Raw genomic sequence first — 12,398 nt, forward strand, 5'->3', positions numbered from 1 at the left:
TCGCTAATTCGAAGTTATTTTTAATTCAAAGCAATTGAGCGTTCAAACAATGTAAGATCGCAATACATAACAAAAATTCATAATTGAGAGCATAATAATGCACATTTTTGGCAAAATTTTAGGCATATTTTTTGGTTTCCTTTTTGGAGGAGCTTTTGGCGCACTGTTTGGTTTGTTCTTAGGGCATCAGTTTGATAAAGCAAGAAGACTTAGCCAAGCAGGATTTAGAGCATCCAGCGCGTTTTCAGGTGGACCCAATCAAGCGGAAAAACAGGCAGAGTTTTTTAAGGCTGCTTTTTCTGTTATGGGGCATGTTGCTAAAGCCAAAGGGCAAGTAACAAAAGAAGAGATCCAGCTCGCTGACACGATGATGCAACGAATGAACCTTCGAGGTGATCAGAAAAAATCGGCTCAAGATGCATTCCGCGAGGGTAAATCCAGTGGTTTTCCGTTGAACGAAATACTTGAGCGGGTTCGTATATCATCTGGAGGAAGGCATGATCTTTTACAGTTTTTCTTAGAGTTGCAGATATCAGCCGCATTTGCTGATGGCGATCTTCATCCTTCAGAAAGGACCGTTCTGCATGCTATCGCTAAAGGGTTAGGGTTTTCAACTCAGCAGCTTGAACAGAGATTGCAAATGCAAGAGGCGGCCTTTCGTTTTCAAAGAGAGGGCGGTGCTGGCGGTTGGAATCATTCTCAAGGGCAAGGCGGGGCTTGGCAACAAGCAACGACAGCGGATCAGCTTACGGATGCTTACAAAGTATTAGGCATCACTGATGATGTGGATTCTAAAGAAGTGAAGCGAGCTTATCGTAAACTCATGAATGAACATCACCCAGATAAGCTTGTAGCAAAAGGTCTACCTCCTGAAATGATGGAAATGGCCAAAGAGAAAGCACAGGATATTCAAGCGGCTTATGATCTGATTAAAAAAGAGAAAGGGATTAAATAGAACATAGATTCTCGTTTTCACGAGAATGACGGGCTTGAGGTTATCAAAGTCTGTTGTCTCCACGAAAGTGGAGACAACAGAAGTACAATTTTGCCTGTTTTTACAGGAATGACAGTATTTGGTTAGAGAAAGTACAGCATCATTATTTGGCCTCGTTTAGGTCCCAATTGTAATCGTACTTAACTTTATCGAAGTTAAGAGAAAGCGTTGGTCTATATTTTTTTAGATGATTGGTCAGTGCCTCCTTAGAACCAAAATCTTCGGGAAACCACTCGTAAATAGAAGACAGTACAATGCTGTTACCTGACTGCTTAATACCTTTATTGCTATTGATGAAACTCCCCGCCGCTTGCTCTAACAACATCTCTTGATTCGTTGCATCAAATGCGACCGGTTGTAGGTTGGGACAGCCTAAACTTGCACAGTTGACCGCATAATGAGTACGAGCATCTTGCCAGATTGGTCTTAGAATTCTGTGTTCAATATCGTTTAAGCTTAGCTTTTTACCTGTAACGGTGACTATTTCATCACCCCATGGACCAAAGCTAAACAACCCACCTAGTTTGGTAATAGATTTGATAGGGTAGTTGTCCAGAATAACATTCACGGTCAGCGCGTTATATAAGTTTACCCAATAAGCGTATTGTTCTGCTTTATTGTAGATTCGAGGATCGAGCTTAGCCATATCTGATATATAAGACTTGAGCTGCTGCTTATCAGATGGCGTCACATTTTTATAGCGAACAAGTGTGTTTTCCTTCTTTTCAACAAGATAGTTATCTAAAAAATATTGCCACTTAAGATGAGAGATAGCTTGAGTGTTTTGCTCGTCCGTGCGGTTCCAATAGTCCCAAAGCTCAGCCTTTGGAGCTGAAAAGGAAAAAGCCGAGAAGAGTAAGCCAATGCTAAGTAATAAGTATTTCATAGGTAATCCAATTGAAGAACATGTTCATTAGGATAGACCATGAAAGTGAGAATTAAATTTCATTGAATTAAAATTGATGAGGACTCTAATCCTAATTAAGATGAGCCAGTTTTGAGCGAGTGATTCGAATCAATCGCTCAAAACTGGTTATTTACCACGTCTACTTCATATATGCGGGGATGGTATCTTCATACGCAGATATTTTTTCTTCGTGTTGAAGCGTCAATCCAATATTGTCTAAGCCGTTAAGTAAGCAGTGGCGACGGAACTCATCTATTTCAAATGAGTATTGTTTGTCGTTTGCGGTTACTTTCATCGCTTCTAAATCAACGGTAACCTGAGCGCCTTCATTTGCTTGAACAAATTGGAATATTTCATCCACTTGCTGATCGGTTAAGCGCACAGGAACCATTTGATTGTTGATTGAGTTACCGTAGAAAATATCAGCAAAACTTGGCGCAATCATTACCTTGATACCATAATCTGCCAGCGCCCACGGTGCATGTTCGCGTGACGAACCACAGCCGAAGTTTTCACGAGCGATAAGGATTGAAGCGCCCTGATAACGAACCTCGTTCATGACAAATTCAGGGTTAGGTTGTTGACCTGCATCATCTAGAAAGCGCCAATCATTAAAAAGGTGCTGACCAAACCCTAATCGTGTTACTTTTTGAAGAAACTGCTTTGGAATAATGGCGTCCGTATCGATATTTGCAAGATCCAGAGGGACAACTAAGCCTGTGTGATTTTTAAAACCTGACATTGTTTGCTCCTTATAGTTTACGAATATCAACGAAATGACCAGCAATTGCTGCAGCAGCAGCCATCGCTGGACTGACTAAGTGTGTACGACCATCACGACCTTGACGACCTTCAAAGTTACGATTACTGGTTGAAGCACAACGCTCTTTTGGACCTAAGCGGTCATTATTCATTGCTAGACACATAGAGCAACCTGGCAAACGCCATTCAAAACCAGCGTCGATAAATACTTTATCAAGGCCTTCTTGCTCCGCTTGAGCTTTAACTTGCTCAGATCCCGGAACGATCAGCGCTTGAACGTGATCGGCAACTTTGCGACCTTTTGCAACTGCCGCGGCTGCACGCATATCTTCTATACGAGAGTTTGTACATGAACCAACAAACACTTTATCCACGTTATAGTCAGTTAATGCTTTTCCAGCTTCTAAGCCCATATAGGCTAATGCCTTTATAGCGGAAGCTTTTTCTGCTGCATCTGCAAAATTTTCAGGAGCAGGAATAGGTTCATCAACAGCAATAACCTGACCTGGGTTTGTCCCCCAGGTGACTTGAGGTTTAATGCTCGAAGCTTCAAGGATGACAGTTGCATCAAAGGTTGCATCATCATCTGTTTTTAACGACGACCAATATTCAATTGCGGCATCCCAGTCTGCGCCTTTAGGTGCAAATTCACGGCCTTGGATATAGTCAAAAGTGGTCTGGTCTGGTGCGATAAGCCCTGCTTTAGCTCCAAGTTCAATGGCCATATTGCAGACAGTCATACGACCTTCCATTGAAAGGTCACGTATCGCTTCACCACAGAACTCAACGACATAGCCTGTACCGCCGGCAGCGGTTGTTTTGCCGATGATAGCCAGTACGATATCTTTCGCTGTTATGCCGTCGGCTACCTTACCTTGGACATCTATTTTCATCGTTTTAGCGCGATCTTGCTTTAATGTTTGCGTTGCTAATACATGCTCCACTTCGGATGTACCGATACCAAAAGCCAGAGAACCGAAAGCACCGTGTGTTGCTGTATGTGAATCACCACACACAATGGTCATACCTGGAAGGGTAATACCTAGCTCAGGCCCCATAACATGCACTATGCCTTGGTATTTATGGTTTAGGTCATAAAGGGTAACACCGAATTCTTCACAGTTTTTCGATAAGGTTTCCATTTGAATTCTAGCCATTTCGCCCGAAGCGTTAATGTCTTTGGTGGTTGTGGAAACATTGTGATCCATTGTGGCAAAGGTTTTACCCAACTGGCGTACTTTACGACCTTTCTCACGCAAGCCATCAAACGCTTGCGGTGACGTGACTTCGTGAACTAAGTGACGGTCGATATATAGAATCGGGTTTTCGCCTTCGGCTGCAACAGCGACGTGAGCAGCGTAGACTTTTTCATATAAGGTTTTAGACATTGCTTCTTCCTTGATGGAGTCGACTGGCTACTCGATATGGAGCAGCCATTTTCTATTAAGTTAAACGTTTTTATTCAAGTAACTATTTTTATTAGTGAAAAATGTAACCAGCGATTTTGTCGCCCATTTCAGATGTAGATAGAGCAGGCTTGTCACTAGCAAGGTCTCCAGTGAGCTCTCCGGCTTCTAGCGCTCTAGATACCGCCATTTCTATATCTTGTGCTGCTTGCTCTTCACCTAAGCTGTAGCGAAGCATTAAAGCAGCAGAGAGAATTTGAGCAACAGGGTTTGCTATGTTTTTGCCTGCAATGTCAGGGGCGGATCCGCCAGCTGGTTCGTACAGGCCAAAATTGCTCTCATTTAAGCTTGCCGACGGAAGCATACCCATAGAACCAGTAATCATGGCGCATTCGTCAGAGATAATGTCGCCGAAAATGTTCGAACAAAGCATCACGTCAAACTGAGACGGATCTTTGATGAGCTGCATTGTCGCGTTATCGATGTAGATATGTGATAGCTCAACATCTGGGTAGTCTTTAGCGATACCTTCAACAACTTCACGCCACAAAATAGAACTTTGTAGAACGTTGGCTTTATCGACAGAGCATACTTTTTTGTTGCGTAAACGAGCAGATTCGAAGGCAATTTTAGCAATACGCTCTATTTCATATCGATGATAGATTTCGGTATCAAATGCTTTCTCATTTGGTCCTTCGCCTTCACGACCTTTCGGTTGGCCAAAGTAAATACCACCCGTTAGTTCACGCACAACGACGATATCAAATCCCTTTTCTGAAATATCGGCACGCAGTGGTGAAAAAGACTCTAACCCTGCGTGAATTTGGGCTGGACGAAGGTTACAAAATAACTGGAAGTGCTTACGCAATGGAAGCAAAGCACCGCGCTCTGGTTGATCATTTGGCGGTAGATGTTCCCATTTTGGACCACCTACCGAGCCAAATAGAACCGCATCGGCTGCTTCACAACCTTTAACCGTGCTTTCCGGTAACGGGCAGCCGTGATTATCGATAGCGATACCACCTACATCGTGTTCTTCTTTAGAGAAGCTCATTCCGTGCTTCTTCTCTATAGCGTCTAATACTTTATGTGCTTGCTGCATTACTTCCGGGCCAATGCCGTCTCCCGGTAAAACGGCTATTTTGTATTCTTTGCCTGCCATGGTCATGTTTTTCCTGTGTATGTTAAATTGTAATCGGTATTTTTAAACGGTTTGTGTATTTTTTTTCAACTGCTTAATTTCGGCCACTTGATCCGCACGATGAATGCTGTTTATTACATGTAATAGTGCCTGACCTGAAGCCTCTACGATATCGGTGGCTAGACCTGTTCCGTGGTATTTACAGCCTTTATAATTAGCAATAATGTCAGCTTGACCAAGGCCATCTTCGCCTTCACCTTTTGCAGTGAGATCGAATTTATCCAACACTATTTCGTATCCAGTCAAGCGATAAATACATTGATAAAGAGCATCAACAGGGCCGTTACCTACCGCAGCCTCACACTGTTCTTTATCACCACACTGCAACTTGATTGAGGTGGTTGCCATTACGCTACCCGATTGTACGCTCAAATAGTTCAATTTGTAGAAGTCATCTTCATCACGAAGATTAGCAAAATGCATTAACGCTTCTAGGTCATAATCGAAGATCTGGCCTTTACGATCCGCTAGTTTTAAGAAATCATCATAAAGTGCATCTAGATTGTACGACTCTTCTTTGTAGCCCATGTCATCCATATGACTTTTAACTGCTGCTCTGCCACTACGGCTGGTTAAGTTCAACGCTTTGTTTTTAAGTCCAATAGACTCAGGCGTCATGATCTCGTAGGTATTTTTGTTTTTCAATACGCCATCCTGATGGATGCCAGAAGAATGACTAAATGCGTTAGCACCAACAATCGCTTTGTTGTCTTGAATTGGCATATTACATAGCTGACTAACAAGGCGGCTCGTACGGTGTATTTCATCGTGTTTTAGACCCGTGTGAACTCCCATCAACTCTGAACGAGTTTTGATTATCATCGCTATTTCTTCTAGCGAGCAATTACCTGCACGTTCACCAATACCATTAATGGTACCTTCAACCTGACGAGCACCTGCCTGAACGGCAGTAATAGAGTTTGCGACCGACATGCCCAAATCATCATGGCAGTGAACAGAGATAACCGCCTTATCGATATTAGGCACACGGTTGAAAAGTTGTTCGATAATGCGACCAAATTCACTCGGTACTGTGTATCCGACAGTATCCGGGATATTTACGGTTGTTGCTCCAGCATTGATTGCTGCCTCTACCATACGACATAAATTATCGATAGGCGTACGCCCTGCATCTTCGCAAGAAAACTCCACATCATCGGTATAGTTTCGAGCGCGTTTTACTGCTTGAACGCCCATCTCCACGACATCATCATAATCGCGACGCAATTTGTCTTTTACATGAATTGTGGAGGTAGAAATAAACGTGTGGATTCGAAATGCTTCTGCCACTTTCAATGATTCAGCCGCAACATCAATATCCTTGGCTACCGCCCTCGATAGTGCACAGATACGACTACCTTTGATATTTTTAGCAATGGTTTGCACCGATTTAAAATCACCCGGTGAGGAGACAGGAAACCCTGCTTCTATTACATCGACACCGAGACGTTCGAGGGCATAGGCGATCTGCAACTTCTCTTTTACCGTTAAGCTTGCTGAAAGTGCTTGTTCGCCATCACGTAATGTGGTGTCGAATATAATGACTTGATCGTTCATACCTGCTTCCTTTTCGTTTCTATGTTAACCATTTGTCTCTGTTAACTGGCTGTTGAGTTTTATTTAGTTATAAAAAAGCCCGCTTGTTAGCGGGCTTTTAGAAATCTATGTGGTGTTTTTCGTCCACTGCCTACCCGCGCGATTGTTTCACGATAAGGAGGAGGTTGAGGAGTGTCGAAAAATTAAATGTCATTTTATGTTCTTTTCCAAAAGTAAATGATATCCACAAATTTATGTTTCAATTAGTACCGCACTAGATGACTTGCGTCAAGTCATATGTTGGGTTTTTATTCAAAATTATACATGAGTGAAAATGGCATAAATCATTCTTGTTTTTAAAGTTCTATATACCCATGCCATCCTTTCACAAGGAAATACGTTATTAATTAATCGAATAAACAAATATTGATGAATTAAACGAGTACCATTTTTAGGCTAAAGGCAACTATAATTAATCAGTTGATTAATTGGAGCGTAATTATGCCACGAAAAGTGGGCAGGCCTAGCGAGAGTACTCAGGCACGAGAGAAATTGATTAGTCATGCTCGAGAGCTTTATATGGTGATGCCATATGAGAAGGTATCTACGCGATTAGTGGCAGACAGTGCCGGCGTAAATATTGCCATGATTCGCTATTATTTCGGTAATAAGCAAGGTTTATTTGAAACGGTAATCCGAGACACTATGGAGCCGATTAATCAGCAAATGAAGGCGATGGTTAAATCTTCTAGTCAAGATAGTTTAATTGGTTTAATGCGGGCTTATTATCAAACTATGGCTAATACACCTGAATTTCCTCGCTTGATAGCCCAGATAATGAATATGTCTGAATCGGATATGCAGCGCAGACTAATTGAAAAAATATTCAAAGAGGTGACAAAACCGGCACAAGAAACGATGTTTATTCGTCTTTTGGAAGAGGGAGTCCTCAGAGAAGGAGTAGACCCAAAACTGTGTCGTGTTACTTTTATTAGTATGATGGTGTTTCCTTTTATCGCCCCTCGCGCCATGCTGGAGTTCCATGGTGTAGAGCTAAACTCGTCGTTTCTTGAACAACTTTTAGAACATAATATAAAAACCTTAACACATGGTTTTTTGTCACCAGAACATCAAATTTCTCTTGGGGAAAATAATGAACATTAATCGCAAACTTCTTTTCTTTCCAGTTTTGGCTATTGGTATTGTTATTCTGTTTACTGCTATCAAAATGAAGCCGGATCTCTCTGTCAAACCCGCTGGGGATAGAGCGCGATTAGTAAAAGTGATGCCTTTAGAGTTAAAGGCGATGGCACCAATTGCAATCGGTTTTGGAAAGGTTGCGCCTAAGTTTGAGTGGAAAGCGATTGCTGAGGTTACGGGTAAGGTTGTTTACAGAAATCCTGAGTTAGAAAAAGGTCGTATTCTTCAAGCGGGAACAGAGGTATTGCGAATCGACCCACTAGATTATGAATTGAAACTTGCCCAAGCAGAAGCCGATCTAAGTTCCAGCAAAACGCAATTAGCCAAGCTTAACCAAGAAGAAAAAAATCTAAAAGGAACAGTGAAGATAGAGAAAAACCGACTTTCAATCAGTCAAAATGAATTGGATAGAAAGCTAAATCTAAAAAAGAGAGGACTTACTTCTCAATCTGATGTCGATCAGCAAAATCAAACCTATCTATCCCAGCAAAAACTGGTGCAGGATATGCAGAATCAGTTATCTCTCTATCCTGATGAAAGAAAAGTATCTCAAGCTCAGGTAAAAGTAAATGAATCTAAGGTAACAGAGGCAAAACGCTCACTAGAGAAAACCTCGATTATATTGCCGCAAGACCTTCGTATTGCCGAGGTCGATATTGAAGACAATCAAGTTGTAAACCTTCAACAAACGATGGTGACAGCACATGGTACTACCACGATGGAAGTGGAAGCACAGTTGTCTATTCATGATTTGCAATTGATTGCCTCCAGTTTGGCCTATTTCATAAACAATGATTCAGGTGTTTCGCAACCGGATATGAGTGGCATTACCTCTTGGATTGAATTGTCTAGTGGTAGTTTGACCGCTCGTTGGTCTGCAAAAGTCGCTCGTATAAGTGAAACGGTGGACGCTACGCAGGCGACCGCTGGGGTTATTTTAGAAATCGAGCAAGATTACTCGACATTAAACGCGAGCAATATCCCTCCACTAGTGAATGGTATGTTTGTCAGTGCGGAACTAATTGGTCAAGAAAACCCGAGTTGGGTAATACCAGAGCGCGCGCTTCATGGTGACAGCGTGTATATCATGGACGTGGACAACAAATTAGATATTAGACCGGTCTCTGTTTTGTATCGTAGAGATAACCAGGTGGTGATTGATGGCGAATTAGAGCACGGGGAGAGATTGGTATTAAATGATTTATTACCTGCTCTACAAGGTATGCTGCTCAAAATCGAAAGTGCACAGCCAGTGCCAGTTGAGGAGGATGCGGCATGATCCGTTTCTTTACTAAGCATCCAACCGCATCGAATCTATTGATGTTGTCCCTGCTTATATTGGGTATCACATCACTTTCAACCATAAAACGAGAAACATTTCCCGAATTTAGTCCCCCCTATATTATGGCTGGTGTTGTGTATCCGGGAGCATCACCGCAGGAAGTTGAAGAAAGCATTTGCATTCGTATGGAAGACGCAGTCGATGGCCTCGCGAATATCGAAGAGACCCGCTGTGAAGCGGTCGAAGGTTCGGCAAGACTGATAATAAAGCTAAGTGAAAAGGCCGACATCAGTAGAATGCTGGTGGATGTGCAGACTCAGATCGATTCAATAAATGACTTTCCGTCAGAAATTGAATCCCCAGTTGTTCAAGAACTCGATTGGAATGAGCCCGTTGTTGATGTCGCTATTACCGCTGATACTTCGTGGCCTGAACTTAAGGCTTATGCGGAAGAATTAAAGCGCATTATGAAGCTTGATTACGATGTCTCTTTGGTTGACGTAAGTGGCTTCTCAGATCATCAATATAGAGTTGAACTAAATACTCAAGCCATTCGTCAACTTGGGCTTAGCGTTGGGGATATTGCAACGCAGATAGGCAAACAAAATATTAAACTGCCAAGTGGTAATATAGAGACCCCAGACAAGAATTTTTTGATTCGATTTGATGAAAGACGGGTGACACCTGAAGAGTTAAATACGATTGCTGTTGGCTCTGGTCCTAATGGTTCGATTGTTCGTCTGAAGGATATAGCGACTATCACGGATCGGTTTGAATTAGACGAACAGAAAGTGCTGTTTGACGGTCATCCATCGGCGGTGCTGAAAATAAGCAAAAACAAAGAAGATGATGCTTTAAGAATTAAAGATAACGTCGTCCGTTTCGTTGATGATATGCGCTTAGTCGCTCCAGATGGCGTCACTTTAGAGCTGACAAATGATCTGTCCTCAGTGTTATGGGATCGTCTAACCATGATGCTACGTAATGGTTGGCAGGGAATCGTCTTGGTATTTGCAACCATGTGGCTGTTCTTTAGCTTTCGATACTCTTTTTGGGTCGCCGCCGGTTTACCCGTCGCTTTTTTGGGTGGCTTATTCTTAATGGCTCAGTTGGGTCTGTCCATCAATATTATGTCTTTGGTTGGGCTTTTAATGGCAATAGGTATCATGATGGATGATGCCATTGTCATTGCAGAATCCATCGCTTCGCATCTAGATCGAGGGCAAAAAATAGATGATGCCGTTGTGAATGGCGTTAAAAAAGTATTGCCCGGCGTCATTTCTTCATTCTTAACAACGGTCTGTATCTTTGGAAGTTTACTGTTTCTTGATGGTGAAATGGGTGCGGTACTCAAAGCTGTCCCACAGGTTCTTATTCTTGTGCTGTCATTAAGTTTAGTTGAAGCGTTTTTAATTCTGCCTAATCACCTTTCTCATTCTTTGCATAAAGCGAAAAAAGAACGCCAGCCAGTCAAATTTAAACGAGTACTGTTGGAACGATTTGAACATTTCCGCAATACCACACTTATTCGTGCCGTTGATAAGGTTGTAAAGTACCGCTATGCCTTTATTGGTGGTGTGTTCACTATGTTGCTTGCCTCCGTTGCACTTATTGTTGGAGGTGCGGTTAAGTTTGTCCCGTTTCCAGATCTAGATGGTGATATTGTTGAAGCGAGAATTATTTTACCTCCAGGATCATCACTTAGCCAAACAGAAATTGTTGTAGATAAACTGATTGAGTCTGCAAAACGACTGAATACCAAGTGGACAGAGGAAGTGGAAGATGGTGTGCCACTTGTGCAGCACATTACCAGCCAATTCAATGCCAATCAGGATGCCGATGAGTCTGGGCCACATATAGCGACAGTGCGTCTGGACCTTTTGGGGGCAGAGATTCGTAATACTGTGATTGATGATTTTGTCGATGCATGGCGCGAAGATATTGGTGAACTAGCGGAGCCTATTTCGTTGGTCTTTAAGCAACCAACAATGGGGCCGGGTGGTCGAGATATAGAAATCCGCGTTAAACACGACAACCTTGATGAGTTGAAAGCGGCCTCTATTGATATACAAGAATACCTGAATGAGTTTTACGGTGTTTACGGCGTTCTAGACGATATGCGTATGGGCAAGGAAGAAGTATTGATCAAGCTTCGTCCCGGCGCAGAAACCTATGGTGTAAACGGACAGATTATTGCTAATCAACTTAGATCAGCATTCTTTGGTCAGACAGCCGACGAGATTCAAATTGGGGTTGAAAATATATCCATTGAAGTGCGTTTAGATAAGATTCAAGCGGGTAACTTACAGCAATTAGCTAATTTCCCCATCATAATGACTGACGGCAGCCAACTGCCCCTTGGCACGGTTGCAACGTTAGATTTTCAGAGAAATTATGTACGCATCCAGCGAATAGATGGGCTTAGGACAATAAGTGTTTATGGCGATGTTGATAACTCAAAAGTCAGTTCGGCATCGATAATTTCTCAATTCCAAACGGAACAAGCCCCGAAGCTGAAGATAAAATATCCCGGCTTGCGATTTGACTTTGAAGGTCAATCTAAGGACTCTGCTAAAACCGCCGCATCGATGGGTAAAGGTTTCTTGCTTGGTCTCTTTGGTGTTTTTGTCATTCTTAGTTATCAATTCCGGAGCTACCTAGAACCCTTCGTAGTGATGCTTGCGATACCCCTTGCCTTTATTGGTGTAGTTTGGGGGCACTTTCTTTTGGGGCACTCTCTTAGTATGCCGAGTATGATGGGCTTTGTTTCATTAGCAGGTATCGTGGTTAATGACTCTATATTGCTTGTTCAATATATACGACATCATGTCGATGAGGGAGACAGCGTGCACGATTCGGTCGTGAAGGCGAGTAGAGAAAGATTTAGAGCCGTATTTTTAACCTCTATGACTACTGCGGCGGGTTTGTTACCGCTGCTTACCGAGACAAGTTTGCAAGCTCAAGTAATACAACCGCTGGTTATCTCGATCGTATTCGGAATTTTTGCCTCTACATTGTTGGTATTGTTTATGATTCCTGCAGCCTACTCCATATTGGCTGATTGGGGCTTTATCCATAAACACAAAGAAATCTAGCGTCACTATTTCCGC

The 12,398-nt window shown here is 42.5% G+C and carries 9 protein-coding genes; 4 read left to right on the forward strand and 5 right to left on the reverse strand.

Features of this window, described 5'->3' with window-relative positions; translation table 11 throughout:
* The first annotated feature begins 97 nt into the window (after nt 1–97).
* Entirely contained in the window at nt 98–955 is an 858-nt protein-coding gene (djlA, locus tag AACW90_RS19615; protein WP_390237889.1) for a co-chaperone DjlA, read from the forward strand.
* Nucleotides 956–1,097: 142 nt separating this feature from the next.
* Here the strand turns inward: djlA and AACW90_RS19620 are convergent, their stop codons facing one another.
* From AACW90_RS19620 to leuA, 5 genes are all read right to left on the reverse strand, one after another.
* Nucleotides 1,098–1,880, reverse strand: a complete 783-nt coding sequence (locus AACW90_RS19620) for a DUF547 domain-containing protein (protein WP_390237891.1) — start codon at nt 1,878–1,880, stop codon at nt 1,098–1,100.
* 160 nt (nt 1,881–2,040) lie between these two features.
* Complete coding sequence (gene leuD / locus AACW90_RS19625) at nt 2,041–2,643, reverse strand: 3-isopropylmalate dehydratase small subunit (RefSeq protein WP_390237894.1); 603 nt, start codon at nt 2,641–2,643, stop codon at nt 2,041–2,043.
* Between the two features lie 10 nt (nt 2,644–2,653).
* Entirely contained in the window at nt 2,654–4,051 is a 1,398-nt protein-coding gene (gene leuC / locus AACW90_RS19630) for a 3-isopropylmalate dehydratase large subunit (RefSeq protein ID WP_390237897.1), read from the reverse strand.
* Nucleotides 4,052–4,142: 91 nt separating this feature from the next.
* A complete protein-coding gene (leuB, locus tag AACW90_RS19635) occupies nt 4,143–5,231 on the reverse strand; it encodes a 3-isopropylmalate dehydrogenase (RefSeq protein WP_390237899.1) in 1,089 nt (362 codons plus the stop codon).
* A 42-nt stretch (nt 5,232–5,273) separates the two neighbouring features.
* Nucleotides 5,274–6,827: a 2-isopropylmalate synthase gene (gene leuA, locus AACW90_RS19640; RefSeq protein ID WP_390237901.1), complete on the reverse strand. Its 1,554-nt coding sequence runs from the start codon at nt 6,825–6,827 to the stop codon at nt 5,274–5,276.
* Between the two features lie 480 nt (nt 6,828–7,307).
* Between leuA and AACW90_RS19645 the strand changes: the two genes are divergently transcribed.
* Genes AACW90_RS19645 through AACW90_RS19655 form a run of 3 tightly spaced genes read left to right on the forward strand, consistent with a single transcriptional unit; the run spans nt 7,308 to nt 12,383 of the window.
* On the forward strand, nt 7,308–7,970 hold the full coding sequence (locus AACW90_RS19645) for a TetR/AcrR family transcriptional regulator (protein ID WP_390237903.1): 663 nt from the start codon (nt 7,308–7,310) through the stop codon (nt 7,968–7,970).
* The gene (locus AACW90_RS19650) at nt 7,960–9,285 is read left to right on the forward strand and encodes an efflux RND transporter periplasmic adaptor subunit (protein WP_390237905.1); all 1,326 of its coding nucleotides are present in this window, start codon (nt 7,960–7,962) and stop codon (nt 9,283–9,285) included. Before AACW90_RS19645 ends, AACW90_RS19650 begins: the two co-directional genes overlap by 11 nt.
* Complete coding sequence (locus AACW90_RS19655; RefSeq protein ID WP_390237907.1) at nt 9,282–12,383, forward strand: efflux RND transporter permease subunit; 3,102 nt, start codon at nt 9,282–9,284, stop codon at nt 12,381–12,383. The genes AACW90_RS19650 and AACW90_RS19655 overlap by 4 nt, the downstream gene beginning before the upstream one ends.
* The last annotated feature ends 15 nt before the right edge of the window (nt 12,384–12,398 follow it).

Source organism: Vibrio frigidus (genome assembly GCF_042465995.1).
GTDB lineage: Bacteria > Pseudomonadota > Gammaproteobacteria > Enterobacterales > Vibrionaceae > Vibrio.